The sequence below is a fragment of the Microvirga sp. 2YAF29 genome, assembly GCF_052114605.1.
In the GTDB taxonomy this organism is placed as follows: domain Bacteria; phylum Pseudomonadota; class Alphaproteobacteria; order Rhizobiales; family Beijerinckiaceae; genus Microvirga.
Genome location: NZ_JBFRFB010000016.1, coordinates 1 through 25,521, shown reverse-complemented (window position 1 = coordinate 25,521; position 25,521 = coordinate 1). Strand labels below are relative to the sequence as shown.

30 protein-coding genes and 1 tRNA gene are annotated in these 25,521 nt (G+C 63.2%); 17 read left to right on the top strand and 14 right to left on the bottom strand.

What is annotated here, in order from left to right:
* Nucleotides 1-3: 3 nt before the first annotated feature.
* The 4 genes from AB4Y85_RS17195 to AB4Y85_RS17180 all read left to right on the top strand — a co-directional run bounded on the left by AB4Y85_RS17195 (nucleotide 4) and on the right by AB4Y85_RS17180 (nucleotide 1,983).
* Nucleotides 4-267 (top strand): hypothetical protein, encoded by a 264-nt coding sequence (locus tag AB4Y85_RS17195; protein WP_441986141.1) that lies wholly within the window; start codon nucleotides 4-6, stop codon nucleotides 265-267.
* 3 nt (nucleotides 268-270) lie between these two features.
* A complete protein-coding gene (locus AB4Y85_RS17190; RefSeq protein WP_441986140.1) occupies nucleotides 271-678 on the top strand; it encodes a metallopeptidase family protein in 408 nt (135 codons plus the stop codon).
* Nucleotides 679-932: 254 nt separating this feature from the next.
* Nucleotides 933-1,535, top strand: coding sequence for a 3-isopropylmalate dehydratase small subunit (gene leuD, locus AB4Y85_RS17185; protein WP_441986139.1), 603 nt, complete (start codon nucleotides 933-935; stop codon nucleotides 1,533-1,535).
* Between the two features lie 76 nt (nucleotides 1,536-1,611).
* Nucleotides 1,612-1,983 (top strand): cupin domain-containing protein, encoded by a 372-nt coding sequence (locus AB4Y85_RS17180; RefSeq protein ID WP_441986138.1) that lies wholly within the window; start codon nucleotides 1,612-1,614, stop codon nucleotides 1,981-1,983.
* Between the two features lie 31 nt (nucleotides 1,984-2,014).
* On the opposite strand, the gene AB4Y85_RS17175 is transcribed toward AB4Y85_RS17180, so the two are convergent.
* Nucleotides 2,015-2,545 carry a dihydrofolate reductase family protein gene (locus AB4Y85_RS17175; protein WP_441986137.1) on the bottom strand — a complete coding sequence of 177 codons (531 nt, stop codon included), beginning with the start codon at nucleotides 2,543-2,545 and terminating at the stop codon, nucleotides 2,015-2,017.
* 294 nt (nucleotides 2,546-2,839) lie between these two features.
* Between AB4Y85_RS17175 and AB4Y85_RS17170 the strand changes: the two genes are divergently transcribed.
* From AB4Y85_RS17170 to leuB, 5 genes are all read left to right on the top strand, one after another.
* On the top strand, nucleotides 2,840-4,030 hold the full coding sequence (locus AB4Y85_RS17170; protein ID WP_441986136.1) for a lytic murein transglycosylase: 1,191 nt from the start codon (nucleotides 2,840-2,842) through the stop codon (nucleotides 4,028-4,030).
* A gap of 6 nt (nucleotides 4,031-4,036) precedes the next feature.
* Nucleotides 4,037-4,660: a LysE family translocator gene (locus AB4Y85_RS17165; protein ID WP_441986135.1), complete on the top strand. Its 624-nt coding sequence runs from the start codon at nucleotides 4,037-4,039 to the stop codon at nucleotides 4,658-4,660.
* 65 nt (nucleotides 4,661-4,725) lie between these two features.
* Entirely contained in the window at nucleotides 4,726-5,466 is a 741-nt protein-coding gene (locus tag AB4Y85_RS17160; protein ID WP_441986134.1) for a metallophosphoesterase family protein, read from the top strand.
* Complete coding sequence (locus AB4Y85_RS17155; RefSeq protein ID WP_441986133.1) at nucleotides 5,466-6,875, top strand: serine/threonine protein kinase; 1,410 nt, start codon at nucleotides 5,466-5,468, stop codon at nucleotides 6,873-6,875. Before AB4Y85_RS17160 ends, AB4Y85_RS17155 begins: the two co-directional genes overlap by 1 nt.
* A gap of 100 nt (nucleotides 6,876-6,975) precedes the next feature.
* A complete protein-coding gene (gene leuB / locus AB4Y85_RS17150; protein ID WP_441986132.1) occupies nucleotides 6,976-8,082 on the top strand; it encodes a 3-isopropylmalate dehydrogenase in 1,107 nt (368 codons plus the stop codon).
* Nucleotides 8,083-8,148: 66 nt separating this feature from the next.
* Here leuB and AB4Y85_RS17145 read toward each other — a convergent pair whose 3' ends face one another.
* On the bottom strand, nucleotides 8,149-8,502 hold the full coding sequence (locus AB4Y85_RS17145; protein ID WP_441986131.1) for a hypothetical protein: 354 nt from the start codon (nucleotides 8,500-8,502) through the stop codon (nucleotides 8,149-8,151).
* Between the two features lie 257 nt (nucleotides 8,503-8,759).
* Between AB4Y85_RS17145 and AB4Y85_RS17140 the strand changes: the two genes are divergently transcribed.
* The gene (locus AB4Y85_RS17140) at nucleotides 8,760-9,890 is read left to right on the top strand and encodes a sulfite oxidase (protein ID WP_441986130.1); all 1,131 of its coding nucleotides are present in this window, start codon (nucleotides 8,760-8,762) and stop codon (nucleotides 9,888-9,890) included.
* Nucleotides 9,891-9,914: 24 nt separating this feature from the next.
* Here the strand turns inward: AB4Y85_RS17140 and AB4Y85_RS17135 are convergent, their stop codons facing one another.
* Nucleotides 9,915-10,745: a hypothetical protein gene (locus AB4Y85_RS17135; protein WP_441986129.1), complete on the bottom strand. Its 831-nt coding sequence runs from the start codon at nucleotides 10,743-10,745 to the stop codon at nucleotides 9,915-9,917.
* A gap of 125 nt (nucleotides 10,746-10,870) precedes the next feature.
* Between AB4Y85_RS17135 and AB4Y85_RS17130 the strand changes: the two genes are divergently transcribed.
* A complete protein-coding gene (locus AB4Y85_RS17130; RefSeq protein WP_441986128.1) occupies nucleotides 10,871-11,353 on the top strand; it encodes a GNAT family N-acetyltransferase in 483 nt (160 codons plus the stop codon).
* Between the two features lie 270 nt (nucleotides 11,354-11,623).
* Nucleotides 11,624-12,655 carry an aspartate-semialdehyde dehydrogenase gene (locus AB4Y85_RS17125; RefSeq protein WP_441986127.1) on the top strand — a complete coding sequence of 344 codons (1,032 nt, stop codon included), beginning with the start codon at nucleotides 11,624-11,626 and terminating at the stop codon, nucleotides 12,653-12,655.
* A 79-nt stretch (nucleotides 12,656-12,734) separates the two neighbouring features.
* Here AB4Y85_RS17125 and AB4Y85_RS17120 read toward each other — a convergent pair whose 3' ends face one another.
* The 4 genes from AB4Y85_RS17120 to AB4Y85_RS17105 form a co-directional block, all read right to left on the bottom strand.
* Nucleotides 12,735-14,273, bottom strand: a complete 1,539-nt coding sequence (locus AB4Y85_RS17120) for a sensor histidine kinase (RefSeq protein WP_441986126.1) — start codon at nucleotides 14,271-14,273, stop codon at nucleotides 12,735-12,737.
* A 317-nt stretch (nucleotides 14,274-14,590) separates the two neighbouring features.
* Nucleotides 14,591-16,021 (bottom strand): sensor histidine kinase, encoded by a 1,431-nt coding sequence (locus AB4Y85_RS17115; protein ID WP_441986125.1) that lies wholly within the window; start codon nucleotides 16,019-16,021, stop codon nucleotides 14,591-14,593.
* Nucleotides 16,018-16,680, bottom strand: a complete 663-nt coding sequence (locus AB4Y85_RS17110) for a response regulator transcription factor (protein ID WP_441986124.1) — start codon at nucleotides 16,678-16,680, stop codon at nucleotides 16,018-16,020. The genes AB4Y85_RS17115 and AB4Y85_RS17110 overlap by 4 nt, the downstream gene beginning before the upstream one ends.
* Nucleotides 16,681-17,232 (bottom strand): PepSY domain-containing protein, encoded by a 552-nt coding sequence (locus AB4Y85_RS17105; RefSeq protein WP_441986123.1) that lies wholly within the window; start codon nucleotides 17,230-17,232, stop codon nucleotides 16,681-16,683.
* A 143-nt stretch (nucleotides 17,233-17,375) separates the two neighbouring features.
* Between AB4Y85_RS17105 and AB4Y85_RS17100 the strand changes: the two genes are divergently transcribed.
* Nucleotides 17,376-18,035, top strand: a complete 660-nt coding sequence (locus AB4Y85_RS17100; RefSeq protein ID WP_441986122.1) for a hypothetical protein — start codon at nucleotides 17,376-17,378, stop codon at nucleotides 18,033-18,035.
* A gap of 51 nt (nucleotides 18,036-18,086) precedes the next feature.
* Here AB4Y85_RS17100 and AB4Y85_RS17095 read toward each other — a convergent pair whose 3' ends face one another.
* Genes AB4Y85_RS17095 through AB4Y85_RS17085 form a run of 3 tightly spaced genes read right to left on the bottom strand, consistent with a single transcriptional unit; the run spans nucleotide 18,087 to nucleotide 20,472 of the window.
* Complete coding sequence (locus AB4Y85_RS17095; protein WP_441986121.1) at nucleotides 18,087-18,764, bottom strand: carbonic anhydrase; 678 nt, start codon at nucleotides 18,762-18,764, stop codon at nucleotides 18,087-18,089.
* Nucleotides 18,765-18,778: 14 nt separating this feature from the next.
* Nucleotides 18,779-19,720 (bottom strand): threonine/serine dehydratase, encoded by a 942-nt coding sequence (locus AB4Y85_RS17090; protein ID WP_441986120.1) that lies wholly within the window; start codon nucleotides 19,718-19,720, stop codon nucleotides 18,779-18,781.
* Nucleotides 19,717-20,472, bottom strand: a complete 756-nt coding sequence (locus AB4Y85_RS17085; RefSeq protein WP_441986119.1) for a DUF429 domain-containing protein — start codon at nucleotides 20,470-20,472, stop codon at nucleotides 19,717-19,719. Before AB4Y85_RS17085 ends, AB4Y85_RS17090 begins: the two co-directional genes overlap by 4 nt.
* Nucleotides 20,473-20,676: 204 nt before the next feature.
* On the opposite strand from AB4Y85_RS17085, the gene AB4Y85_RS17080 reads away from it, so the two are divergent.
* On the top strand, nucleotides 20,677-21,558 hold the full coding sequence (locus AB4Y85_RS17080) for an HpcH/HpaI aldolase/citrate lyase family protein (RefSeq protein ID WP_441986118.1): 882 nt from the start codon (nucleotides 20,677-20,679) through the stop codon (nucleotides 21,556-21,558).
* Between the two features lie 292 nt (nucleotides 21,559-21,850).
* Here AB4Y85_RS17080 and AB4Y85_RS17075 read toward each other — a convergent pair whose 3' ends face one another.
* Genes AB4Y85_RS17075 through AB4Y85_RS17060 form a run of 4 tightly spaced genes read right to left on the bottom strand, consistent with a single transcriptional unit; the run spans nucleotide 21,851 to nucleotide 24,301 of the window.
* The gene (locus tag AB4Y85_RS17075; RefSeq protein ID WP_441986117.1) at nucleotides 21,851-22,072 is read right to left on the bottom strand and encodes a Trm112 family protein; all 222 of its coding nucleotides are present in this window, start codon (nucleotides 22,070-22,072) and stop codon (nucleotides 21,851-21,853) included.
* A gap of 8 nt (nucleotides 22,073-22,080) precedes the next feature.
* The gene (locus AB4Y85_RS17070) at nucleotides 22,081-22,752 is read right to left on the bottom strand and encodes an LON peptidase substrate-binding domain-containing protein (protein WP_441986116.1); all 672 of its coding nucleotides are present in this window, start codon (nucleotides 22,750-22,752) and stop codon (nucleotides 22,081-22,083) included.
* Between the two features lie 28 nt (nucleotides 22,753-22,780).
* Nucleotides 22,781-23,686: a thioredoxin gene (gene trxA / locus AB4Y85_RS17065; RefSeq protein WP_441986115.1), complete on the bottom strand. Its 906-nt coding sequence runs from the start codon at nucleotides 23,684-23,686 to the stop codon at nucleotides 22,781-22,783.
* Nucleotides 23,687-23,725: 39 nt separating this feature from the next.
* Nucleotides 23,726-24,301 (bottom strand): prolyl-tRNA synthetase associated domain-containing protein, encoded by a 576-nt coding sequence (locus tag AB4Y85_RS17060; RefSeq protein ID WP_441986167.1) that lies wholly within the window; start codon nucleotides 24,299-24,301, stop codon nucleotides 23,726-23,728.
* 178 nt (nucleotides 24,302-24,479) lie between these two features.
* Between AB4Y85_RS17060 and AB4Y85_RS17055 the strand changes: the two genes are divergently transcribed.
* The 3 genes from AB4Y85_RS17055 to AB4Y85_RS17045 form a co-directional block, all read left to right on the top strand.
* A tRNA-Gly gene (locus AB4Y85_RS17055) sits at nucleotides 24,480-24,554 on the top strand.
* Nucleotides 24,555-24,740: 186 nt separating this feature from the next.
* Entirely contained in the window at nucleotides 24,741-25,220 is a 480-nt protein-coding gene (locus tag AB4Y85_RS17050) for a hypothetical protein (RefSeq protein WP_441986114.1), read from the top strand.
* A gap of 113 nt (nucleotides 25,221-25,333) precedes the next feature.
* Nucleotides 25,334-25,521 (top strand): hypothetical protein (locus tag AB4Y85_RS17045; RefSeq protein WP_441986113.1); only part of this gene is annotated, 188 nt, incomplete at its 3' end.

Genomic DNA, 25,521 nt, shown 5'->3' with positions numbered 1-25,521 from the left:
ACCATGAACGAGGAAGAACGCCAGCGTGAAGCCCGCGAGGCCCTGGAGCGGGTCAGCCGCGAATCGGAAACCGCCGGCTCGTCATCGCTCGCCCGCATGAGCCGGCGGGCGCAGGATCACTTCTCCGCCCGCGATGCCGAAGGCACCTCGGAGGGAGGCGGCACGGACCCCATCGAGCTGTGGGGGCGGCGCATCGGGCGCAGCCTGTCCGTGATCGGCTTCATCGTCCTCGTCTTGTGGCTTCTGCTCCAGCTTGGCATTGTCTGATTCATGACCGATTGGGCCAATCTTCAAGCGCCGTCCCTGGCGGATTTCGAAACTCTCGCGCACGATGCCTATGAGCGCCTGCCGCAAGCATTCCGGCAACTCTGCGAGGGCGTCGTCATCCGCGTCGTGGATTTTCCCGACGACGAGACCATGACGGAAATGGAATGCGAGACGCCGTTCGACCTGCTCGGCCTGTTTCGCGGCATAGGCCTCGCTCAAGGGGGCGGCATGATGCAGACGGGCCAGTTTCCCAACATGGTCTGGCTCTACCGCCGCCCGATCCTCGATTACTGGGCCGAGCACGAGGAGAGCTTAGGCCACCTCGTCACCCATGTGCTCGTCCATGAGATCGGCCATCATTTCGGCCTGTCCGACGAGGACATGGAAGCCATCGAGGAAGCGGCCGCCTGATCGTCACAAAATTGCGCGAAAACATAAGTCCACGTAAAATTCTTGTCCCGCCGCGACCATCATAGGCCTAGCGCATCGCACGGAAAAGTGGATACGGTTTTCCGAAAGAGCGATGCGCCAGATTTAAACTGGAGCATAGGATTGATCCCAAAAGTGCATTCCACTTTTGGGTCCTATGCTCTAGTCCTGCCGCGAAGCCTTTGATATGAGGCAACCAAGGCGGCCCGTTGCCGGCTTGAGGGTAGGATAAGACCATGGACAAGTTCACTGTGCTTGAAAGCGTCGCGGCGCCGCTGCGGATCATCAATATCGACACCGATATGATCATTCCCAAGCAGTACCTGAAGACCATCAAGCGCACCGGGCTCGGCACGGGTCTCTTCTCGGAAATGCGCTATCGCGAGGACGGTACGGAGAACCCGGATTTCGTGCTCAACCAGCCTGCTTATCGCAATGCCCAGATCCTGGTGGCGGGCGACAATTTCGGCTGCGGCTCGTCGCGTGAGCATGCCCCCTGGGCGCTTCTCGATTTCGGCATCCGCTGCGTGATCTCCACGAGCTTCGCGGACATCTTCTACAACAATTGCTTCCAGAACGGCATTCTGCCCATCAAGGTGAGCCCGGAAGACCTGGAAAAGCTCTTCGACGACGCGAGCCGCGGCGCCAACGCCACGCTGACCGTCGATCTCGAAGCGCAGGAAGTCCGCGGCCCCGATGGCGGTTCGATCAAGTTCGATATCGATGCGTTCAAGAAGCATTGCATGCTCAACGGCCTCGACGGCATCGGCCTGACCATGGAAAAGGCCCCCGCCATCGACAGCTTCGAGAAGAAGCTCGGCGAACGCGCCTGGGCCTGAAGGCTTCGCATCGATTTCTTCATGGCCGGGCTCGTCCCGGCCATTGTCGTTTCAGGGCCGCACTTTCAGGTGAACCATGACAGACAAGAAGCCTCGGGTCCTGAACCGCTCCGATTGGGCTTCCCATCCCGAACTCTGGAAGGGCCGGGTTGAAGGACTTAACCTCGGCACGGGCGTCACGGTGCTCTTCTACACTACCAAGGAGGTCGGCGTCGGGCCGAAATGGCATGTGCATCCCTATGACGAGATTTTCATCATCCGCCAGGGACGGGCACTGTTCACTGTTGGTAACGAAAAGTTCGAGTGCGAGGCGGGCCAAGTCGTTTTCGGGCCTGCCAATGTGCCGCACAAATTCAAGAATCTCGGCCCAGGCGTTCTCGAGACCACGGATATCCATGTGAGCGACCGCTGGATTCAGACGGACTTGCCTGATCCCGAAATCGGTTGAATTCAGCGGTCCGTCAGGCTCATCGCCGCGACTATGCTGGAACGTATGTCAATTTGATCACGTCCTCGTCGATGCGATCGCTCGCCACGAGGCGCAGTGGAGGGCGCGGCCCGACAAAGAACGGCTTGCCGCCGCCGAGCACGACGGGATGGACGTACAATCGATACTCGTCGACAAGGCCGAGGTCAGTCAGGCTTCCCGCCAGCTCCGGCCCGGAAACTTCGATCACACCATCGAGCTGAGCTTTCAGCCCGCGCATTGCGGCTTCTAAGTCATCCTTGACCAGAGTGGCGTTCGGGCCAACCGACTTCAACGAGCGCGACACGACCCATTTCGGTTGGCTCCGCCACGCTGCGGCATAGTCACGCTTGGCCTCGTCCCACTCGGGATGGTCTTCGTCCCAATACCGCATCACCTCGTACATGCGGCGACCGTAAACAGTGCCGGCCAGGCCCCGCACGTCATCAATGAAATGCCGAAAAAGCGCAGGACCGGGCCCAAATGCCATGTGGTCGACATAGCCGTCCAGCGATTGGTTCAATGCAAAGACGAGCCTCGCCATACGGATCTTCCCCCTCGTTGCCTCCTCGGAGACTGCGGAGGTTAAGTGGAAACGAGGTGGGCTTCAATCCGGCTATCCACTTGCCGCCGTGACCCATCAGCAGAAGTCTTCTTTCCGGCCTTTCGCGCACAGAATGCGCTGGAACCTCACTCGAGATGCAGGTGCACTACTCTTCAGGGTGAGGGCAGAGCTTCATCGGACTACCTTGAGGCCTAACGAGGACCTACCTGACAAATCCGTGAGCACGGGCTCCGTTACCATAAGATTAACCAAATTGCTTGCAAGGTCGCGGGCATGAAACGCATCATTGTTCCCGCGCTCCTCAGCCTCGTTGCCCTTGCGGCGGCCGCTCCCGCCTCCGCTCAGGCCGATTTCCGCTCGTGCCTCTCAGGCCTGCGCGGCCAGGCCGCCGCCAAGGGCATTTCGGGCCAGGCCTTCGATGTCGCGACGCGCGGCGTCGAGCCGGATCTGACGATCCTCGACCTCATGAACAATCAGCCCGAGTTCAAGACGCCGATCTGGGATTACCTGGCGGCTTTGGTGGATGAGGAGCGGGTGCAGGACGGCCGCGGCGCCATGGGCCAATGGGGCCGGGCGCTTGCGGCGGCTGAAGCGCGCTTCGGCGTCGACCGCCATGCGATTGCGGGAGTGTGGGGCGTAGAATCCAATTTCGGCAAGGATATCGGCGGCCGCTCCCTGGTGCAGTCGCTCACGACGCTCGTCTGCTACGCTCCGCGCCGCAACGAGTATTTCAAGGGCGAGCTGATGGCGACGCTCAAGATCGTGCAGGACGGGGACATCAACCCGGCGAACTTGCGCGGCTCCTGGGCCGGCGCGTTCGGCCATACCCAGTTCATGCCCTCCACCTTCCAGCGCCTCGCGGTCGATGGTGACGGCGACGGGCGACGGGACATCATGAACTCCGTGCCGGATGCCCTTCATTCCACCGCAAACTTCCTGAAGAAGGCCGGCTGGGTGAACGGCCTTCCCTGGGGCTACGAGGTACGCCTGCCAGAAAGCTTCAAGGCGGGCCTTGCCGGTCGCAAAAACAAGAAGCCGCTCTCCGCCTGGGCCGCCATGGGCGTCACCCGCATCGACGGACGTCCGCTTCAGGGCGATTACGCCGCCGGCATTCTCATTCCGGCGGGCATCAACGGCCCGGCTTTCATCGTCACGAAGAATTTCGACGCGGTCTATTCTTATAATGCCGCCGAATCCTACGGTCTCGCCATCGCGCTGCTCGGCGACCGCCTGAAAGGCCAGCCCGGCATCCGCACCGCATGGCCGACCGACGATCCGCCGCTGTCGCGCGCCGAGCGCCGCGAACTGCAGCGCCTGCTCACCGCCCGCGGCTACGATGTCGGCGAGCCGGATGGCCGCGTCGGCTCCAAGACCCGCGAAGCCATCAAGGACGTGGAGCGCCGCATCGGGCTCGAGCCGCGCGGACGCCCCGGCGGCAAGGTGCTGCAGGCCCTGCGCGGATAAAACGGCATGACCTGGAGCACGCTTCTTCTCTTCGCACCGGCGTGCTTCGCCTTGAATCTGGCGTTCGGGCCCAACAACCTGCTGTCCCTCACTTACGGATTGCGGGACGGGGTCCGGACCGCCGTTCTCGCCTCAAGCGGGCGCCTTGCGGCCTTTGCAATCATGATCGCGCTGACCGCACTTGGCGTCGGCGCGGTGCTCGCAGCCTCCGAGATGGCCTTCACCATCCTCAAATGGGTGGGCGCGGCCTATCTCGTCTGGCTCGGCATCAAGATCCTTAAGGTAGGGGGCGCGCTCACACCCACCGGCGAAGCTGCGCCCCGACGGCCTTTGAAAGCCCTCTTGCTGCAGGAATTCTGGACTGCCAGCGGCAATCCCAAGGCCATTCTCATCTTCACGGCCTTCTTCCCGCAATTCATCGAGCCCGGTTCCTATTGGGCGAGCTTCGCCACCATGGGCGTGGTCTTTCTCGCACTCGAAGTCGTCGCCGTGTTCTTCTATGCGCAGCTCGGCTGGCGCCTGAACGTCTTGAGCCGCAACCGGCCCGTCTTCGGCTGGCTCAACCGGATCTCCGGCGCCACTATGATCGGTTTCGGCATCGCGCTGCTTCTCACGCGCCGTCCGGCCTGACGTATCCCCATTCTTTGCCAAGGAAGTGGTTGCGATGAGGATGGGTTTGGGAGTGTAGTGCGCCGATGTTGATTGCGCTGCTTACCGATATTCACGGCAACCGCGAAGCCTTTTCGGCCTGTCTCGACCATGCGCGCCTCATCGGCGTCGACCGTTTCATTTTCCTCGGCGATTACGTGGGCTACGGCGCCGATCCGGCCTGGGTGGTGGATACGGTCAGGGCGCTCGTGGACGAGGGCGCGGTCGCGCTGCTCGGCAACCACGATGCAGCCATCGACGGTTCGGACGCGGGCATGAACCCCATCGCGCAGGAAGCGATCCGCTGGACGCGCGGGCAACTCGGCTTAGGGCAACGTGATTTTCTGACGAACCTTCCCCTCATCCATGAAGAGGGAAGCGTTCTCTACACCCACGCCAACGGCTATGCGCCGAGGGATTGGGATTACATTTCGGGATTGGGTGAGGCGGTCCGCCACTTCAATCTGGTCGATGCGCACATCACCTTCTGCGGCCATGTGCATGTGCCCATGCTCTATCACATGAGCACCACCGCGAAGGTCGGCACGTTCTCGCCCGTGATCAACACCGAGATCCCGCTGCTCGCAACCCGCACATGGCTTGCGGTGATCGGCGCGGTGGGCCAGCCGCGCGACGGCGTCCCGGCGGCGAATTACGCGGTGTTCGACGATGCGCGTCAGGAGCTGCGTTACCTGCGCGTGCCCTACGATACGGCGACAGCGGCGCGGAAAGTGCGCGAGGCGGGCCTGCCCGAAAAGCTCGCGCAGCGGCTGGAGCAGGGGGCCTGATGCGGCTTCGCCTTTCGCCCGGCATGGTGATCGACGGTTTCACGCTCGAAGAGCATCTGGCGACCGGCGGCATGGCGCAGATCTGGGCGGTGACCCGCGAGAACGATTCCACGCCGCTGGTCATGAAATTCCCCATGCTCATCGACAGCGACGATCCGCTGCCCATCGTCTGCTTCGAGACCGAGCAGATGATCATGCCGCGCCTCACCGGCCCGCATGTACCGCGCTTCGTCGCCACCGGCCCACTGGAGCCGCAGGCCTATATCGTCATGGAGCGTATTCCCGGCGTCTCCCTGAAGGCGCGGCTCGAAGATGTGCCGCTGCCTTGGGCCGAGGTCGTCACGATTGGCGCGAAGGTGGCGCATGCGCTGCACGATCTGCACCGCCAGCATGTCATTCATCTCGACGTGAAGCCGAGCAACATCATGTTCCGCGAGACCGGGGAGGCGGTGCTCATCGATTACGGCTTCGCGCGCCACGAGCAATTGCCGGATCTTTTGGCGGAAGAATTCCGCGAGCCGTTCGGCACCACACCCTACATGGCGCCCGAGCAGGTGCTGGAGGATCGTTGCGATCCGCGCAGCGATCTTTTCGCGCTCGGTGTCATGCTATACTTTTTCGTCACAGGCGAGCGGCCCTTCGGCACGCCCAAAGGCGGCCAGATCCGCCGCCGTCTCTGGCAGCGCCCAGTGCCGCCACGGGCCAGGAACCCGGATTGCCCGCCCTGGCTGCAGGAGATCATTCTGCGCTGCCTAGAGGTGAACCCGGAGGATCGCTACGCCACGGCGGCCCAGCTCGCGCTCGATCTCGAACATCCCGATCAGGTGCTTCTTACGGAGCGGGCCGAGCGGCTGGAGCGCAGTGGCGGCGTGGAAACCTTCCGGCGCTGGCTGAAGGCCCGCAAAGCGCAGCCTCTCGAAAATCCGAACATCTCGAGCCAGCTCGCCCGCGCGCCGATCCTGCTCGTCGCCATCGATCTCTCGCCGAGCGCCGAGGATCTCGCCGAGGCGATCAAGGCCATGGTCCAGCGCATTCTGGCACTCGAAAGCGGTGCCCGCGTCGCCTGCCTCAACGTTCTGAAAACCTCGCGCATCGCCGTCGATGTCCTGGAGGATGCGGAGGGGCGGAGCCTGCACGTGCAGCGCCTGATCCAGCTGCGTCACTGGGGTTCGACCCTCGACGTCCCGGCGGAGCGGATTACCTACAGCGTGCTCGAAGCGCCCGATCCTGCCGATGCCCTCGTGGATTATGCCCGCCGCAACAACGTGGACCATATCGTCCTCGGCGCCCGGGCCTCCTCAGCGCTGAGGCGCTATCTCGGCAGCGTCTCGTCGCAGGTGGTGGCCCAGGCGCCCTGTTCGGTCACGGTGGTAAGGACGTCGAAGGATCGGCGGATGGGAGAGGGCTAGGGGTCTCCGCCTAACGGTCAACGCGACAAACGCTTGCCAAGCGGCTCATTCGGCTTTTTAAGAGCCCTGGATTTTCATACCGCAGACAAGGGGCCTTCCCATGGCAACGCACAAGCTTCTCCTTCTCCCCGGCGACGGCATCGGTCCGGAGGTCATGCGCGAGGTCGAGAAGATCGTGGGCTGGTTCCGCAAGCGCGGTGTCGGCTTCGAGACCGAGACGGATCTCGTCGGCGGTTCGGCCTATGATGCCCATGGCAAGTCGATCTCCGAGGAGGCCATGGGCCTTGCTCAGGCTGCCGATGCCGTGCTTTTCGGCGCGGTCGGCGGCGCGAAGTGGGACAGCGTTCCTTACGCGGTGCGCCCGGAAGCCGGCCTGCTGCGCCTGCGCAGGGATCTCGGCCTGTTCGCCAATCTTCGCCCGGCGATCTGCTATCCGGCGCTCGCCGATGCCTCCTCGCTCAAGCGCGAGGTGGTCGAAGGCCTCGACATCATGATCGTGCGCGAGCTCACCGGCGGCGTTTATTTCGGCGAGCCGAAGGAGATCGTGACGCTCGAAGACGGCTCCCAGCGCGCCGTCGATACGCAAGTTTATCACACGCATGAAGTGGAGCGGATCGCCCGCGTCGCCTTCGATCTCGCCAGGAAGCGCCGCAACAAGGTGTCTTCGGCGGAGAAGTTCAACGTCATGAAGACCGGCGTGTTCTGGCGCCAGGTCGTTACCCGCATCCACAAGGGCGAGTTCTCCGATGTGGAGCTGGAGCACGTGCTCGCCGACAACTGCGCCATGCAGCTCGTGCGTTGGCCGAAGCAGTTTGACGTGATCGTCACCGACAACCTCTTCGGCGACATCCTCTCCGACATCGCCGCCATGCTCACCGGCTCGCTCGGCATGCTGCCCTCCGCCTCGCTCGGTGCGGAAGATCCGAAGACCCGCCAGCGCAAGGCCCTCTATGAGCCCGTGCACGGCTCGGCCCCTGACATCGCCGGCAAGGGTCTCGCGAACCCCATCGCCATGATCGGCTCCTTCGGCATGGCGCTTCGCTATTCCTTCGGTCTCCTCGACGAGGCGGATCGTCTGGATCGCGCCATCGCCAACGTGCTGGCCTCCGGCACGCGCACGAAGGACATCGCGGCTCCCGGCGCGAACGCCGTCGGCACACAGGATGTGGGCGATGCCATCGTCAAGGAGCTCGAGGCTCAGTCGTAAGGCTTCCGCTCGACCATCAAAAAGCCCCGGACAATGTGCCGGGGCTTTTTTCGTTGCTGAACGCAATCAGCGGATCGATCCGGTCGCTTCTGTGTCGAGTCGCGGGTTCAGCTGGATCGGGCCGAAGGGATTGCGGGAACCGACGAAGGGGCCGTTGGTGATCGGATCGGGCAAAGTCCCCATACCGAAGCGCTCGCCATTCGGTGCATAGGGCGGGCTGAGCAGATAGGCTTGTGTTTGCCCGTAACCCGAAACGCCTGGGTTGATCGAACCCGGTGCCACGACATTGCCGGGATCGAGGAAGCTGCGGGGTTGAACGCGGAACGTGAGGGGCCGGTCTCGCGTCTGCGCTTCGGCCACCATGCTGAAAGTGGTGATCGAAGCCAGCGAAGCCAAGCCGATGAGAGCAAAGCGGCGCATGGTGAAATCTCCAGAAGTGGCGCCGCCTTTCGGCAAAGCACCGGTTTTCGCGAAACGCTAAGAACCAGCATCGGACCCGAAAGTGGATTTGCACTTTTGGGGCCAATCCGACGCTTCTCTTAAAGTGAGAGCATCGGTCGCGCGAAAAAACTGGAACCCCTTTTCGCACGATGCTCTAAAACAAAGGCGACCTGCTTGAATTGGTTCCTTTCAAACGTAGAGTGCTTCCAAAGGGTCATCGGAAGCGGAAGGGAAAAATGACGATGCAGGAGCGCGCGAAGCCGGTTTTCGATCTCTTCGGCAAGGAAGGGCTGACCCTTCTGGGTGACAAGCCGCTCGTGGCCGAAACACCGGAATTCCTGCTCGATGACGAAACAACGCCGATCTCGCATTTCTTCATTCGCAACAATGGCCTCTTGCCTGAGACGATCGCGAACCCGGAGGACTGGCGCTTCACCGTCGATGGCGAGGTGGACCGGGTGCTCGATCTGTCTCTCGCGGATTTGAAGAACGGTTTCCGGCCGAAGCACTATCGCATGGTGCTCGAATGCGGAGGCAACGGCCGTTCCTTCTTCGACCCCAAGGCTGAAGGAAACCCCTGGACGAATGGCGGCGTCGGCTGTGCGGAATGGACGGGCGTTTCGCTCAAAGATGTGCTGAAGGAAGCGGGCCTGAAAGCGAGCGCCCTGTTCACCGGCCATTTCGGAGCCGACCCCGACAAGAATGGAAGCCACGAACATCAGGCCATGTCGCGCGGCGTGCCCATCGCCAAGGCGCTTGAGGAGCATACGCTGCTGGCCTGGGCCATGAATGGTGAGAAGCTGCCGTTCATCCATGGCGGGCCGTTGCGCCTCGTGGTGCCGGGCTGGCCGGGCTCGCTCAGCCAGAAATGGCTGAAGCGGATCTGGGTCCGCGACCGTGAGCATGACGGCCCCGGCATGACGGGCCTGTCCTACCGGATGCCCGTTCGCCCGCTGCCGCCCGGTTCGGATGGAATGGGTGTGGAGCTGCGCGTTCTGGAATCCATGCCCGTGCGCAGCATCATCACGGCGCCTGCCGACGGCACCGGATTGGCCGCAGGTACGACGAGCATCGAGGTCCGCGGCGCGGCCTGGGCGGGCGATGAGGAGGTCGTGCGCGTGGATTGCACCATCGACGGCGGCGCCACATGGCTTCCTGCTACCATGACATCACCGCGCAACCGCTACGATTGGGTGCGGTGGTGCGTGGAGATTCCACTCAAAGGCGAGGGTTATTACGAGATCTTCGCCCGCGCCATCGACTCGAAAGGCAGGGCGCAGCCGTTCCATGCCGCCAACTGGAATCCCAACGGCTATGGCTGCAACGTCATGCACAAGGTGGCGGTCACGCTCGTGGCGGAGGCCTAGAGCCGCCTCCACGAGCGTGGGATTCTAGTCGTTGCTTTGCCGCATTTTCTGGCGGCGAACCGGGTCAGCTTCGCCGGAAAGCGCTTTGGAGTTTATCGAAGCCGTGCGCGCGGCAGAGCCGCAGGCCTCGATGCGGTTGCCTTCGGCGCGCGCGAAAACCGTCTTCACGGAGGGGCTGGCTGCACCCGAGAGGGCGAGCCCGTCGAGGAAGCAGGCGAGCTGCCCCTCGTCCATCGGCGCCGTCCCGCAGAGCCAGCCCTCGAAGCCGAAGCCTGCCTCGTTCTGGGAAAGGCGGAAAGCCTGGCATTCCTGTTCGCGCAGTCCGGTGAGCGTCACGGCGGCGGCTTCAAGCGGCCCGAACTTGGTGGCGACCATGCGGCTCTGGGCATTGCGCGAGACCGCAAGGCCGGCCTGCGCCGCCCGGCGCACGATATCGATGAAGAAACTTCTCGCCGGTTCGGTCGATCCCTGGAGCAAGGTGATCCGCGCGTGCCTCGCATCGCCGAGGCGGCCGAGGACCAGAGTGTCTTCCCGTGCGCCGTTGGTATGCTGACGCGCTTCGAAGGTCACGGGCAGGGTGCTTTTCTCGAAACCGTAGAGCATGGCCGCCTGCGGCAGCGGATTCCACATGGGAGCCGGCGCGGTCAGGACCGAGACCGGCACGCCCTGTCGTTGGCTGGCGGGCTTCTCGTCCGGGCCCTTGCGCGGGGCGAAATAAGCGAGCGTCGCCACGGTCAGGGACGACATCAGCGTTACGCGGAACCAGGGCAGGCGTCGCTTGCGGGCATGACGGGACGGGCGCTCGTAATCGAGCGCGTCCTCTTCATCCCATTCCGCCAAACCGGCTCTCGCCATCGCTGTTCAAATCCGTTGATCGGAGTATCCAGCATGTTCTAGCGTAGCAGATGCGGCCCTTCGAAAGATTTTGCTAAGCAAGGTGAATGGAAGGTTACCGCTCCCTCCAGCCCTAGGTGCGATTCATGCCCGTTCCCGTCATCCGTCTGGCTCGTCTCGGGGACGCTGCCGATGTCGCCGCCCTCGTGCGCGCCGTGGATCTCCACTATGCCGGTCCTGATATAGCCCGGCCCATCGAGCCGACGGTCGCTATGGTGGAGCATTCCATGCGAGAGGCGGAAGGCACGCGGTATGCCCTGGCCTTCATGGATGGTCGTGCCATAGGCCTCGCCTGTTTCGCCCTGCTGAGGCCAGGCTTCAAGCTCACGGGCCTCCTGTTTCTGAAGGAGCTTTTTGTGGAGAGCAGCGCGCGGGGGCAGGAGGTCGGGGCGGCGTTGATGCTCTGGCTTGCTGCCTATGCCCGCGAGCATGGTGTGACGCGGATCGATCTCACTACCGAAGGCGGCAACCAGGGTGCGCGGGCCTTCTATGAGCGCTTGGGAGCGGAGCAGAAGGACAAGGTCTTCTATCGGTTCAACCTCTCGACCGATGTACTGACGGAAGACTAGAAACAAAGAGACATCGAAGAGAATACTTGACGAAAGCGAGCCTTTGGTGTGTTGGATGAAGCATCGAAGCCCGACCGGGCTTGCGAATGGACGAAGGCAAATGGCGCTGCTCATTCTCACGACGAGCAAAACGAAAACCGCCACGACGGCCGTCAAAACGACGGCCGAATAAGCCTCGTCGTCCCCGGTTCTCTCTCCCCACGGGGCGAGAGGCGACACCCGAATAGGGTCTTTTTATCTCCCGGGGAGAACGATAACAGGAGAAGTCCAATGGGTTACAAGATCGCTGTCGTGGGTGCGACCGGCAATGTGGGCCGCGAGATGCTGAGCATCCTGGCCGAGCGTGCCTTCCCGGCCGATGAGGTAGTGGCGCTTGCCTCCCGCCGTAGCCAGGGCACGGAAGTGTCCTACGGCGACAAGATCCTGAAGACGAAGACGCTCGATACTTACGATTTCTCCGATGTCGATCTCTGCCTCATGTCGGCGGGCGGCGAGGTCTCGAAGGAATGGTCTCCGAAGATCGCGGCGCAAGGCGCGGTGGTCATCGATAATTCCTCGGCCTGGCGCTACGACGCAGACGTGCCGCTGGTGGTGCCGGAGGTGAATGCCGAGGCCCTGCGCGAAATCAAGAAGGGCATCGTCGCCAATCCGAACTGCTCCACCGCGCAGCTCGTCGTGGCCTTGAAGCCGCTTCATGACGCCGCCACCATCAAGCGCGTGGTCGTCGCCACCTACCAGTCGGTGTCCGGCGCGGGCAAGGACGGCATGGACGAACTCGACCGCCAGACCAAGGCGCTCTACTCCCTCCAGGACGTGCAGGAAAAGAAGTTCCCCAAGCGCATCGCCTTCAACCTGATCCCGCACATCGATGTGTTCATGGAGGACGGGTACACGAAGGAAGAATGGAAGATGATGGCCGAGACGAAGAAGATTCTCGACCCGAAGATCAAGCTCACCGCCACTTGCGTGCGCGTGCCGGTCTTCATCAGCCACTCGGAGGCGGTGAACGTGGAATTCGAGAAGCCGATCACGGCGGACGAGGCGCGCAACATCCTGCGCTCGTCGCCCGGCATCATGGTCGTCGATAAGCGCGAGCCCGGCGGCTACATCACGCCCCACGAGGCCGCCGGCGAGGACGCCACCTACATCTCCCGCATCCGCGAGGACATCACGGTCGAGAGCGGCCTGTCATTCTGGTGCGTTTCCGACAATCTGCGGAAGGGCGCCGCGCTCAACGCGATCCAGATCGCGGAAGCCATGGCCAATCGCGGCCTGCTCAAGTCGAAGAAGCAGGCGGCTTAAAAAGCTCTCGTCCGCGAAAGAAACAAGGCCGCCTTCGGGCGGCCTTTTTGCGTCGTGGAGCGTGCAACCTGAGCCCTGGTTACGCCTGCTCCTCATGCGCGTCCTGGAGCGGCGCATCGATGGTGCATACGACACCGCTCGGGGCAAAATCGATTTTCGCTTCTCCGCCAAGATGTCCCTGAGCCAGGCTGCGCTCCACGAGACGGGTGCCGAAGCCCCGGCGGGAGGGCGGAGCGACGTGTGGTCCGTCCTTCTCTTCCCATTTCAGCAGGAGATGCGGCACGTCCCGCGCTTGGTCGACGCGCCACGCGATCTCGATCCTTCCCATCTCGCTCGAGAGGGAACCGTATTTGACTGCGTTGGTCGCGAGTTCCTGAAGCGCCATGGCGAGGGCGAGGGTCGTGTTGGGCGGCAGCCTGACATCCTCTCCGTAGCAATGGATGCGGTTGTGGCCGGATGTCTGGAAGGGTTGCATCGCGTGACCGACGACCTCCCTGATCCAAGCTCCGTCCCAGTTCTCGCGGGTCAGCACGTCATGGGCGCGCGAGAGCGCGAACAGGCGCGACTCGATCGCCTCCTGCGCAGCGCGGGTCGAAGATGCCGTCCGCAGGGTTTGTGACGCGATGGATTGCACGGTCGCGAGGGTATTCTTCACCCTATGGTTCAGCTCGTTGAGCAGCAGCTGCTGATGCTCCTCCGAGCGAACACGCTCGGTGACATCGCTGCCCTCGGCGAAAATGCCTGTCACTCGCCCGCTTTCATCGCGGATCGGCTGAAACACGAAGTCGAGAAAGCGCTGCTCCGGCTCCTTGGAGGGATCCCGTTGCAGATAAACCGAGATGCCTCGACCAACGTAGGTTTCCTGTGTCCGGTAGACATGATCGAGCAGCTTGTCGAAGCCCTGGTAACCGATCTCGGGCAGAGCCTCCAGGAGCGGCTTGCCAATGATCTCGCGCCGGCCGACCAGCTGATAGTAAGCCTCGTTGACGAGTTCGAACACATGACTGGGCCCGTTCCAGAACACCATGAAGCCGGGCGCCTGCTGAAAGAGTTCCCGGAGACGGTCCTTCTCCGCCACGATCCGCTGTTCGGCCTGCACCCGCTCCGTCGTTTCCACGACGATGGCGAGAACGCCGCCGGGCTTGCCGGTCTCGTCGATGACGGGGCTGTAATCCAGGTTCATCCAGACCCGCTCGGGAACGTTGTTGCGGTGGAGCGTGAGTTCCTGATCCTGGTAGGAGAGCGTGCCGCCCGCCATGCCGACCCGCATCACGTTGGCGTTGAAATCCGCAACCTCCGCCCAGCCCTCCAGAACCTTGGAACCCAGGAGGCGCGGATGCCGCTTGCCGGCGAAGACCGTATAGGCGTCGTTGTAGATCATGATGCCGTCCGGTCCCCAGAGGAGGACCATGGGAATCGGCGAGCGCAGCATGATGCTGATGGTGGTTCGCAGGCTCTGAGGCCACGTCTCCATGGCTCCGATGGACGTGGCCGCCCAATCGAATTTTCCCATGAGGCCGGACATCTCCCCGCCGCCTGCGAGGAAGTCGGCCGGTGCCGTTCTCAAATTACCGTGCACGGGCACCGGTCCGGATGAAAGCGGAGTGTCCTCGATCATGAAGGCAAGAGCATCGTGCGCAAAAGTGGCTCCGGTTTTGCGCGTGAACGATGTTCTGACTCAGAGAGACAGCATCGGATCTATCCAAAAAGTGCAAATCCACTTTTGGGTCCGATGCTGTGGGACGTCCCAGCTTTGTATCCGGAATGATCATGAATGCCATTTCGTCGTGCGTCGGTAGAGGCGCCGAACCAAGGTCATCCTCGGATCGGCGTCGATGTTGAATATGTAACGGATACAGACAACGCCGATGCTCGACAATTGTCCCATCCTCCGGACGCCTGGCGGAGTCGATTGGCGCTTCCTAAGACGCGCGGTCAAGCCTTCGTGATTTCCCGGGATTGCGTGCTCGCGGGTCGTTCCCGATGCGCGCGAACCGTTTGGCCGGTCGGGCTGCGGGCCTCCCGTCCAAGGGGAACCTCGAACGAGATGTGGCAATGTCCGTTTCCATCGAACTGGATACCGGTTCCATACTCGGCCAGGATATCCTGAACGATGCCGAGCCCCAGCCCGCTCGAGGCCGGGTCGTTCCGGGACGGGACGCCCCGTTCGGGCAGTCCGCCATCGGTGTTTCCCGAGAAGCCGGGACCATCATCCTCGATGATGATCCGGGCCTTGCCGCCCGATGGCTCCAGCCGGATGACGACCCGGGACTTGGCCCACTTTCTGGCGTTGTCGAGGAGATTGCCCATGACCTCTCCAAAGTCATGGGGGTCCATCCCGATGCCGAGCTCGTGAGGAAGCTCGGTCTGCCAGATGAGCTGATCGCCCCTCGGCATGTGCTGCATCAGCCTCAAGAGACGGGCGACGGTCTCGTCCACCTGCGCATAATCTCCAAGACCGACCGAAGCGCCGCTGGTGCGCGCGCGGGCCACCTCGCGTTCCACATGGGTCGAGATCAGCTCCAGCTGTTCCTGCATGCGCGCTGCCGCATCGCCCAAACCAGCCTGATCGAGGCGCCGGACCTCGCCTCCGAGGATCGTCAGCGGCGTCTTCAGACCGTGTGCCAGCGCGCCAGCGCGGTCCCGCGCCTTGCGCACGAGGTTTTCCTGGCGGTCGAGCAGCTTGTTGATGCTGTCGACCAGAGGCGCGACCTCATCGGGAAATCGCTTCGTCATGCGCCGGATCCGTCCGGTCTGAACGGCATTCAGCTCCTGACCCACCGCTAACAACGGACGAAGACCGAGCCATAATTGCAGCCAGGCGAACAGCACGAGGACCATCGCAATGGGAATGAGGACGCGGGTGACATCCCATCCGAAGGCCTGCCGCAATTCCACGACCTGCTTGTGATCGAGCGCAACCGCGAGGCTGAGGATTCGGGGTCCATTCTCGCCGTCTATCGTGACATCCTTTTCCACGACATAGAGTTCCGCGCCATCCGGCCCCTCGACCTCATAGGCCTTCTCGCCATCGGAATCCTCACGCGGTCCGGCGGCGGGAAGATCCTTGTCCCAGAGCGAGCGCGAGCGCATGACCGGGCGGCCCTTCTCGGAGACCTGCCAATACGCGCCGCCATAGGGCTGGTGGTAGCGCGGATCCGTCAGCCTGTGGCTGAGACCGACTTCGCCCTCCGCGCCGAACGCGGCCGCGAGCGCCGTCCAGCGGATGTTGAGATCCTGCTCCACGTAACGCAGAACCTGCCGCTCGAAAAATACCACGAGGGACGCGCCAGCGACTCCGATCGTCACGACGATGGACATGATGGCGACAGCCAAGAGGCGAAGACGGATGGAGTTCCTTGTCATGACGACGGTGCCTCCATGATGTAGCCATGGCCACGGCGGGTTCCGATGGTGTCGGAGCCGATCTTGCGGCGGAGCCGGGCGACCAGGGCCTCGACGGCGTTGCTCTCAGGCTCGTCCGTTCCGTAGACGTGTTCCACGAGTTCGCTCTGGGGCACGACGCGGTTGCGGTTATGCGCCAGGTATCGCAGCAGGCGGAATTCCAGAGGGGAAAGCTCGATGGCCCTGCCGTTGATCATCACCCGCAGGCTGCGCGTGTCGATCCGCAGCGGGCCGACCTCGATGAGGGGCGTCACATGGCGGCCGACGCGGCGCAGCAGGGCGGCGAGCCGGGCGAGAAGTTCCTCCATCTCGAAGGGCTTGGTCAGGTAATCGTCGGCGCCCGCGTCGATTCCCTCGACCCGCTGAAGCCAGGAGCCGCGCGCCGTGAGGACGAGGATCGGAACCATGCTCGCCTCCTCGCGCAATCGCCGCACGATGGACAGGCCATCAAGCTTGGGAAGACCGAGATCGAGGATGACGGCATCGTAGTCTTCCGTCGAGGCGCGGAACCAGCCTTCTTCCCCATCGCCGGCGATGTCCACCACATAGCCGGTCGCGGACAAGGCGCTCTCGACGTCCTTGGCGATGGCCCGCTCATCCTCGACGAGAAGAACTCTCAATCAACGTCTCCTGATCTGAAGGATGCGGTTGGCACGGGCATCGACGTCGACCTCGAGGTAGTGCCGGTCCCGGGTCAGGATGAGGAATTCGTATTGCCACGCGCCGCTCCAGGTCTGGCGCAGGTCCACCTCCAGGATCTGGCCCGGGACGGCCTTGGTCACGGTGGGAAGAATGACCCCTAAACCCAGTGCCCAGCCATGGGAGACCGCGTCGCGGGCATTTTCAGGAGAGGTGCTGCCCCATCCGGTCTTGCCCTGAATGACATCGTCGCCGCCTCGCCCACGGCCTCGTCCCTGTCCGCCGTCATCGCCTCCGCGGCCTCTGCCCTGGCCGCCATCGTCGCCCCCTCGGTCATCACGGCCGCTATCGCCGCCGCCCCGTCCGCTGCTGTCTCCCCCTCGGCCGCCATCGCCGCCGCCATGGCCGCCTTCGTCACTGCCGCCACCGCCGCTGTCACCGTCCTTGGCATACGCGGCCGTCGGCCAGACGCTCTCCACGGTGGCGAAGGCCAGGGCGGTTGAGAGCAGGACAATGAGGCAACGCCGGATCATGAGCACTTCCAAAGCGCGCCAGCATAGCATGCCCAAGCTGATATTTCGCTGACAGGGCCCGTCAGGTTCGCATGCCGGCCCCTGTCTAGTCTCCCTTCCCATCGGCGCAATTCCGTCGCGCCATGGATGAAGGGAGAGAGACGATGTTGAAGCAGTTCAAGACGAAGCAGACCGCGAATGGGCCGAGCCTCCTTGTGCTCGGTGCGATGCTCATGTCGCTGACGGCGGCGAGCGTGCCCGCTATCGTCGCCGACGCGATCATGTCGCCGGCCATGGCGCGGGGTGGCGACAGTGGCGGAGATGGCGGCGGCCATGGCGGCCGCGGGGGCGACGATAGCGGCCGTGGCCGCGACCGGGGCGGCGATAACAGAGGCGGACGTGGCGGAAGCAGCGACGACAATGGAGGCGGACGGTCCTCAAGCAGCGGCGGCAGCCGGGACGACCGTGGCGGGGATGATCGTGGGGGCGACCGCGCGAGCCGGGGCTCGGGCCGTGACGACAACAGGGCGGACGATAGCGGCCGTGGCCGTGGTCGTGGCCGGGGCGGGGATAACGACCGTCAGGTCTCCCGAACCCAGGACGACAGGCGCCAGGGCCGCGGCGTCGATGACCGGACGCAAACCCGCACCCAGGATCGGACGAGGACCCAGACCCAGACCCGGACTCGCGGGGCCGACGATCTGTTCGTCAGACGCGTTCGCGGTCGCGGAGCGGACGATGTAGGCTTCGACGATAACGGCGGACGGCTCGACCGCGACGACCGCTTCGAGCCCGGCGATGATCGCAGGCTGAACGGCCAGTAAGGTCGCGATGCCGAAATTGGCTGTGGGGCTTTTTCGCCCCGCAGCCTTCGCCTACGGTTCGACCTGCCGCGCGGAAAACATCGAAAAGCGGTCCGGCACGTTTTCCACTGCCGGCTTGAATTCTCCCGTTTCAGGATCGCGCACCAGCAGCACGCCGGTGGCGACGCCGAAATAGGCGCCGTGGAGTTGCAGCTTGCCGCGCTCCACGAGAATGCGCACGCAGGGGAACGTCATGAGGTTCTTGAGGCTGTTCTCGACGGCGGCGAGTTCGAGGCGCGGCAGATATTCTTCCAGGTTGCCGTTATGCGGGCCGAGGCGCTCGCCGGCGGGCTTGATCAGGGTCATCCAGCGGCCGATGAAATCGCCGGGCGAGAGCGGAGCGGTATCGTCGGCAAAGGCGCGCACGCCGCCGCAGCGGGCATGGCCCAGCACCACGATATGCTTCACGCGAAGCGCCTGCACGGCGAATTCGAGCGCTGCCGAGGTGCCGTGATAATCGCCGCCGGTTTCGAAGGGCGGTACGAGATTCGCCACATTGCGCACCACGAAGAGCTCGCCCGGGCTCGCATCGAAGATCACCTCCGGCGAGACGCGGCTGTCGCAGCAGCCGATGACCATGGTTTCCGGCGACTGGCCTTTCTCGGCCAATGCCTCGAAGCGGCCCTTCTCACGCGGGAAGCGGTCATCCAGAAAGGCCTGGTAGCCTTCGGTCAGGCGCTGCGGAAACATGGGGTGCTCCTTCGTCATGGATGAATAATGTCGGCCAGCTTGCCGAGTTCGACATTTGCCCCGCACAGAAGCACGCCGACCCGCTCGCCAGAGCGGGGTTTATAGGCTCCCGAGACGAGCGCCGCCAGTGCCGCAGCGCCGCCGGGTTCGGAGGCGATGCGGTAATCGCGCCAGAGCAGGGCTTGGGCATCGCGGATCGCATCGTCCGTGACCAATGCCACGTGGTCGACCGCATCCTTGCAGATGGCATGGACGAGTTCGCCCGTATTGCGAGCACCGAGCGAATCGGCGGCCACCGAATCCACATCCACATCGACGGGCCGCCCGGCTTGAAGCGCCGCATGGAGCGCCCGCGAGCCCTCCGGCTCCACGCCCACCACCTTCACCCGGCCCGCCCACCAGCTCGCCACGCCGCTGATGAGGCCGCCGCCGCCCACCGCCACTAGGACGGTGTCGAGGGCGGGCGCATCCTGCTCCCATTCGAGCGCAGCCGTGCCCTGGCCCGCGATGGTGGTGTCCGCGTCGAAGGGGTGAATACGCAAGGCGCCGCTCTTGGCCACATAAAGATCGCAGGCCTCTTGCGCATCCGCGTAGCGCGCGCCGCCGATCACCACTTCCGCCCCATGGGAGCGGATGACCGCGATCTTCGCGGGGCTGGAGATTTCCGGCACGAAGATGCGGGCCTTCACGCCGAGCTGCCGGGCGGCATAGGCCACGGCTGCCCCATGATTGCCGCCTGAGGCTGCCGCTATGCCCGCATCGGACACCGGTTTCGACAAGAGGGTGTTGAAAGCGCCGCGCGTCTTGAAGGAGCCCGCATGCTGCAGAAATTCGAGCTTCAGGCTTAACCCGCCGTCATGACCGAAGGCGCGCTCCAGGTTCCAGACCGGGGTGCGGCGCACATGCGGGGCGATGCGGGCGTGAGCGGCTTCGATGTCAGTGCGGGAGATGGTCATGACGAGCTTCTGAGCGTCCAGATGGCGACGGGCAGGCCGTGGGCATCACGGCCGGGCGGGTCGGGAAAGCATTGGCCACCACCTCTCGCCATATCCAGCGCCACGGTCAACCCCGCGAGCGCGTCGAGCAGGTCATCGCTGGCCGCACCCCTTGGCGCGGGCCTGTGGACCAGCTCGTCAGGCAGTCCTGCTTTCAGGAGAAGCCTTCGGCGCAGCTCCATGCCGGGCGGATAGGGCGTGCCCTTCACCTTCTTCGGCTCGTGCAGGGCGTGCGCGCCGTTGAGCGCCCAGAAGGCGAGTTCGGGATGGACCTCGTAAACGCGGTTCATGAGGCCGGGCCGCGAGCGCAGGAGCGCGTCCACCTCGCGGATCTTGGGGAAGATCGCAAAGCCCTGGCGCGACACCTTGCGCGGTGGGTTGGAGGTGGCGAGCGAAAGTCGGCAGGCCTCGCCATAATCGAAAGCATGGACCGCCTGCCGCGATGGAATCGCGAAGACCGAGGATTGCCGTTGGCCGAGCAGCGGGCGGATCAGTTTGTCCGGTACGCGCCCTGAGCCTTCGATGGTGTCTGGCAATCCGATCGGCATATCGACCGCGATGATCGCAGGCGCTTCGGGCACATCGACGATCCTATCGAGCGTGGGCGCGATCATGATGCGGGCGGAGTTCCAGTCGCCTATCCGCAGCAGCACCGCGATCCACCCGGCTCTGCAACCATCCACGCCTGCAACCCACATTTCACGATCCTTCATTATACACCGACCCATGCGAGCCGCACGACTGAACCCTCCTCCCCCTTGTGGGGAGGAGTTGGAGGTGGGGGTGGCGGCGGCACATTCTGAGATGTTGGCGCTCACACCCCCACCCTGGCCCTCCCCACAAGGGGGAGGGAAACACGCGCTTGCAATGGCATCGCTCATCATTCCAATAAAAGGAAATACTTTCGAGGAACCAACATGCCTGCCATTCACCCGCGTCGTTCCGCCCTGTACATGCCCGGCTCCAACGCCCGCGCGGTAGAGAAGGCAAAGACGTTGCCTGCCGATGTCGTGATCTTCGATCTCGAGGATGCGGTCGCGCCCGAATCCAAGGCGCAGGCGCGTCACGATGTGTGTTCGGCGGTGAAGGCGGGCGGCTACGGCTCGCGCGAACTCGTAATCCGCATCAATGGTCTTGCGACGGCCTGGGCGGAAGATGATCTTGCGGCTGCCGCCGCTGCATCACCCGATGCGATCCTGGTTCCGAAAGTGTCGACGCCCGACGATCTCATGACGCTCGGTGCGCGTTTGAGGTCACTCGGCGCATCCGAGACGGTGCGGGTCTGGGCGATGATCGAGACGCCGCTTGCGATTCTCGATGCCAAGGCCATCGCCGCCATGGCACAGAACGAAACCTCGCGCCTTTCCTGTTTCGTCATGGGCACGAACGATCTCGCCAAGGAAACGCGCGCTCGGTTGAGCACGGGGCGCACCGCCATGATGCCGTGGCTGATGACGGCGCTCGCCGCAGCGCGCGCCTATGGCATCGACATTCTCGACGGCGTCTACAACGATCTTTCCGATGAAGAGGGTTTCCGCGCCGAGTGCATTCAGGGCCGCGATTGCGGCTTCGACGGCAAGACGGTGATCCATCCCAATCAGATCGCAGCAGTCAACGACATCTTCGCGCCGTCCGTGCAGGAAATCGAGAACGCCCGGGCCATCGTCGCCGCCTTCGAGGAACCGCAGAATGCCGGCAAGGGTGCGATCAATCTCAACGGCCGCATGGTCGAGCGGCTGCATGCGGACATGGCACGGCGGACATTGGATCTGGCGGCGGCGATTGGAGTGCAGAGGTAACAGTGGCCTGTCATCCCGGACGGCGTCAGCCGATCCGGGATCGCGTGCAGAATAGAGAAGCCAAAACTCGACGTTGTCATTCCCGCGAAGGCGGGAACCCATAACCACCGCAGATACAAAATGAAGCGAGCGGCCGCCATGGCGCGCTTTTTTTTTGGCACCGTTGTGGTTATAGGTTCCGGGCTCGCCTTCGGCGCCCCGGAATGACAGAGGGGAGGGTTTTATCTTTCACACGATCCCGGATCTGCGCTGCGCTTCGTCCGGGATGACACGTTTGAACGAGCGACCGTTCTCAATCCGTCAGAGGCCGCGCCTCTTCCGGCAGCATGATCGGGATACCGTCGCGGATCGGATAGGCGAGCTTCGCGCGGCGGCTGATGAGTTCCTGGCGCGCGGAATCGTATTCCAGCGTCTCCTTGGTGAGCGGGCACACGAGGAGTTCGAGGAGCTTGGGGTCTATGCGCGTGGCCTCGACGGGCGCGGGCGCATCCTGAGGTGTGGTGTCCGGAACCATGATTTGTCCTATTGCAGCGTCGAGTCGGTGCCTGTGGCGCCGCGGGCCAGTTCGATTTCGGTGAGCGCGATCAGCACTTCCGCGCGGGTCTTGAGGTTCGGCGCTTCGAGCAGCGCCTGCTTCTCGCGTACGCCGAAGGGGCTCATCATGCACAAAGCATTGACCAGGGCTTCGTTGGGCGCTTCCTCAATGCCGCGCCAATCCACCTTCACATGGGCCGCATCGACGAAATCGCGAAGCGCCTTCACCACGCCGCCACGATCCACTTCGGTCTCGCCCGCGCGGGCTGTGAGATCACTGGCGAAGGTCTCGAAATTCACGCGGCAGCGGCGGAACAGATCGATGGGCGGCAACTCCTCTTCCACGCGAAAGCGCGAGATGCCGATGAGTGTGATGAGATAGCGGCCGTCGCCGGTTTCCGCCAATTGCGTGATGCGTCCGGCGCAGCCCACCGAATAGAGCTTCGGTATCGAAGAGGACGGGTTGCCGTCCGCGTCGGGCTGAATGATGCCGATCACCCGGTCGGTTTTCAGCGCCTCGTCCACCATGGCGAGGTAGCGCGGCTCGAAGATGTTGAGCGGCATCTGCCCGCGCGGCAGAAGCAGCGCGCCGGGAAGGGGAAAAACGGGAATGACCGACGGGCAATCTTCAGGCCCACGGTACGCCACGTTCATTCCCATGCCGATCTCCTCGCTGGCGGTCGGGCCATCACGCGAACAGGAGCGAAGAAAGCTTCCGCCGCCCTGCAATGGTCATCTCGTCCATCGGGCCCCAGGCCTCGAAGAACTGGACGAGTTGCTTGCGCGCACCGTCGTCGTTCCAATTGCGGTCGCGACGGACAATTTCAAGGAGGTGATCGGCAGCTTCTCCGCGCCGTCCACGGCCGTTGAGTGCGACAGCCAAGTCGAATCGCGCCTGATGATCCAGCGGATCAGCTTCGACCTTGCGCTGAAGCTCGGCCGTGTCGCCGAGCGATCCCGCCTGCTCGGCGAGTTCCACGGCGGTACGCGCACCGGCGATGGCAGGATCGTTTTCCTTCGTCGGCGGCACCATGGCGAGAAAGCGCTTCGCGCCTTCGATATCGCCCACATCCACATGCAGCTTCACGAGGGCCGCGAGCGCCGCCGCATTCTCCGGGTCCTGCGACAATACGGCGGCGTAAAGCTCCGCCGCGCCCGCGAGATCGCCGGCAGCCGCAACCTGTTCGGCCTCGGCGAGAATTTCCTCCACCGCGCTCGGGCCGAGCGGGCCGACGAGACGTTCGATGAAGGCCTTGATCTGGCTCTCGGGCAGGGCACCCATGAAGCCGTCCACCGGCTGGCCGCGCTGGAAGGCGAAGACGGCAGGAATCGACTGCACGCCGAGCTGGCCCGCGATCTGCGGATGCTCGTCGATATTCATCTTCACGAGCTTCACCTTGCCGCCCGCCGCGCGCACGGCCTTCTCGATCACCGGCGTCAGCTGCTTGCAGGGGCCGCACCAGGGCGCCCAGAAATCCACGAGAACCGGCTGGTTCATGGACTCGGTCAGCACGTCCTTCTGGAAACTGGCGGTGGTCGTGTCCTTCACGAGATCGTCGGAGGGCGTGCCGGGGGAGGGGTTATCGGTCAACATGCGGTCCTCGAAGGGTGATCGTGAAAGGAAGCTTTTTAGCTAGATGGGAGCTGAACCGTTATCTGGCAATTCCGCCGCGGGCTCTGGAAGCTTCAGAACCAGCGGATCGTGGCCCGTGGAACGCAGGAATTTCACCAGATCCTCCCGCGACACGCCCGTGGTCATGGAATTGATGAGGGGATGAAAGTTCACCCGCTCGTGTTCCATGAGATTGGCATCGAGCACCATCGTGACCCTGCCTTGCGTGTCGTTGACCACCGCGAAGGCCGTCACGGAGCCGGGCTCCACGCCCAAAAGCTCCTTGAGCTGCTCGGCCGAGCCGAAGGACACGCGGCCCGAGGCACCCAGTGTCTCATGGATGCGCTTGAGGTCGATCATGGTGTCGTGCTTGGCCGAGATGAGGAAGAAGCGCCCCTTCTTGTCCTTCACGAACAGGTTCTTGGAATGGGCGCCCGGAATGACTTCCTTGACCGATTTCGACTCGGCCACCGTGAAGACCGGCTCGTGCTCCACCGTCTCGGACGGGATGCCGAGCGTGGCAAGGCGGTCCAGAAATTCCTGTGGGGACAGATGGGCCAAGGCTTGAGAACTCCAGGCTTTTTCGGCGGGCGGCATGGTCTTTGCGCTGGAGGCCGCGCGGCCTCCCGGGATCATGCTCATGATGTCCGGCTTCTACCGGGATGCTCAAGGCCGCTCAAGCCTGCGATCAAAAGTTCTTCGCGAAAGCACTTGCAATGTGAATCGTTTTGGGGCAAATCAGCGGCCTCGCAACGATGCCTCGGCATCGCGGAGCGCGGGTGTAGCTCAGGGGTAGAGCACAACCTTGCCAAGGTTGGGGTCGAGGGTTCGAATCCCTTCGCCCGCTCCATTCTCTCACAATCGAGAGTCTTACGAAGGCCCGCCGCAAGGCGGGCTTTTCGTTTTTGGGCTTGCGAGCATCGAGAAGCAGTTTGCTGTTAAGAATATCCCTCATTTAAATCTAAGCTGGTACTTTATTGCGCCGCCCCTAGAGTGGGTGACCGTCTTCACTTCACCAAGCGATTAGGTTTTCGTTGTGCTGTACCTTTCCGACATTCTAAAAACCGGGTCAGTCGCGGGCTTCAAGGTTGGAGATTCTTATCCTGCATTAGTCGAGGCGCTTGGTCCTTCAGAACTCGACACTTCATTTCAGCCTTATCTAGGTTGCCAATACGGTGACCTCGAAGTTTACTTCACCGAGCGGGGGCAGGATCTGGTTGCCCATCTGGTTTATCTGAACCGCGGCGGCGGTAAGATTCGCATCGATGCCAACTCACCCTTTGACGGTCAGGGACTCAAATGGGGCACGACCGTCAGCCAGGTCTGTGACTGGCTCGCCAAGCATGACGTTCCTTTCTCCTTTGACTTGGATCACGACCACCGTGGCGAGCCTCAAGATCCCGAGTATCCTGAAGTGCTGCTGCCGGGCGTTGGGTATTGCATAGTTTCTGCTTCCAGCGGGCTCCATGAAATCTATCTCTTTCCGGGCTCCAGATACTCCAGCACCCCATCTTGATCGGGTGAGCCGCTAGGAGGCATCCTCTCCGACTAATAGATGATCCGCCCAGCCAGATGAGACATTGGTGCGCCTGTGCTACGAGCTACAATCGCGCGAAACGGGAGGACACCATGACCGACGCAAAGCACCTTGAGATGTTGCGGGAACTCGAGCGCAAGGTGCTCTGGCTGTCCACATGGACGATCCACAATGCCAATCACCTGCGGCCCAGCGAGGACGGATTGAAGATCGGCGGGCATCAGGCGTCGTCGGCCTCGCTCTCCACCATTCTCACCGCCCTGTATTTCTCGGTGCTGCG

Bases quoted from the DNA above. Each gene is read 5' to 3' on its own strand.
- AB4Y85_RS17195 (WP_441986141.1), top strand. From the start codon at position 4: ATGAACGAGGAAGAACGCCAGCGTGAAGCCCGCGAGGCCCTGGAGCGG.
- AB4Y85_RS17190 (WP_441986140.1), top strand. From the start codon at position 271: ATGACCGATTGGGCCAATCTTCAAGCGCCGTCCCTGGCGGATTTCGAA.
- leuD (WP_441986139.1), top strand. From the start codon at position 933: ATGGACAAGTTCACTGTGCTTGAAAGCGTCGCGGCGCCGCTGCGGATC.
- AB4Y85_RS17180 (WP_441986138.1), top strand. From the start codon at position 1,612: ATGACAGACAAGAAGCCTCGGGTCCTGAACCGCTCCGATTGGGCTTCC.
- AB4Y85_RS17175 (WP_441986137.1), bottom strand. From the start codon at position 2,545: ATGGCGAGGCTCGTCTTTGCATTGAACCAATCGCTGGACGGCTATGTC.
- AB4Y85_RS17170 (WP_441986136.1), top strand. From the start codon at position 2,840: ATGAAACGCATCATTGTTCCCGCGCTCCTCAGCCTCGTTGCCCTTGCG.
- AB4Y85_RS17165 (WP_441986135.1), top strand. From the start codon at position 4,037: ATGACCTGGAGCACGCTTCTTCTCTTCGCACCGGCGTGCTTCGCCTTG.
- AB4Y85_RS17160 (WP_441986134.1), top strand. From the start codon at position 4,726: ATGTTGATTGCGCTGCTTACCGATATTCACGGCAACCGCGAAGCCTTT.
- AB4Y85_RS17155 (WP_441986133.1), top strand. From the start codon at position 5,466: ATGCGGCTTCGCCTTTCGCCCGGCATGGTGATCGACGGTTTCACGCTC.
- leuB (WP_441986132.1), top strand. From the start codon at position 6,976: ATGGCAACGCACAAGCTTCTCCTTCTCCCCGGCGACGGCATCGGTCCG.
- AB4Y85_RS17145 (WP_441986131.1), bottom strand. From the start codon at position 8,502: ATGCGCCGCTTTGCTCTCATCGGCTTGGCTTCGCTGGCTTCGATCACC.
- AB4Y85_RS17140 (WP_441986130.1), top strand. From the start codon at position 8,760: ATGACGATGCAGGAGCGCGCGAAGCCGGTTTTCGATCTCTTCGGCAAG.
- AB4Y85_RS17135 (WP_441986129.1), bottom strand. From the start codon at position 10,745: ATGGCGAGAGCCGGTTTGGCGGAATGGGATGAAGAGGACGCGCTCGAT.
- AB4Y85_RS17130 (WP_441986128.1), top strand. From the start codon at position 10,871: ATGCCCGTTCCCGTCATCCGTCTGGCTCGTCTCGGGGACGCTGCCGAT.
- AB4Y85_RS17125 (WP_441986127.1), top strand. From the start codon at position 11,624: ATGGGTTACAAGATCGCTGTCGTGGGTGCGACCGGCAATGTGGGCCGC.
- AB4Y85_RS17120 (WP_441986126.1), bottom strand. From the start codon at position 14,273: ATGATCGAGGACACTCCGCTTTCATCCGGACCGGTGCCCGTGCACGGT.
- AB4Y85_RS17115 (WP_441986125.1), bottom strand. From the start codon at position 16,021: ATGACAAGGAACTCCATCCGTCTTCGCCTCTTGGCTGTCGCCATCATG.
- AB4Y85_RS17105 (WP_441986123.1), bottom strand. From the start codon at position 17,232: ATGATCCGGCGTTGCCTCATTGTCCTGCTCTCAACCGCCCTGGCCTTC.
- AB4Y85_RS17100 (WP_441986122.1), top strand. From the start codon at position 17,376: ATGTTGAAGCAGTTCAAGACGAAGCAGACCGCGAATGGGCCGAGCCTC.
- AB4Y85_RS17095 (WP_441986121.1), bottom strand. From the start codon at position 18,764: ATGTTTCCGCAGCGCCTGACCGAAGGCTACCAGGCCTTTCTGGATGAC.
- AB4Y85_RS17090 (WP_441986120.1), bottom strand. From the start codon at position 19,720: ATGACCATCTCCCGCACTGACATCGAAGCCGCTCACGCCCGCATCGCC.
- AB4Y85_RS17085 (WP_441986119.1), bottom strand. From the start codon at position 20,472: ATGAAGGATCGTGAAATGTGGGTTGCAGGCGTGGATGGTTGCAGAGCC.
- AB4Y85_RS17080 (WP_441986118.1), top strand. From the start codon at position 20,677: ATGCCTGCCATTCACCCGCGTCGTTCCGCCCTGTACATGCCCGGCTCC.
- AB4Y85_RS17075 (WP_441986117.1), bottom strand. From the start codon at position 22,072: ATGGTTCCGGACACCACACCTCAGGATGCGCCCGCGCCCGTCGAGGCC.
- AB4Y85_RS17070 (WP_441986116.1), bottom strand. From the start codon at position 22,752: ATGGGAATGAACGTGGCGTACCGTGGGCCTGAAGATTGCCCGTCGGTC.
- trxA (WP_441986115.1), bottom strand. From the start codon at position 23,686: ATGTTGACCGATAACCCCTCCCCCGGCACGCCCTCCGACGATCTCGTG.
- AB4Y85_RS17060 (WP_441986167.1), bottom strand. From the start codon at position 24,301: ATGCCGCCCGCCGAAAAAGCCTGGAGTTCTCAAGCCTTGGCCCATCTG.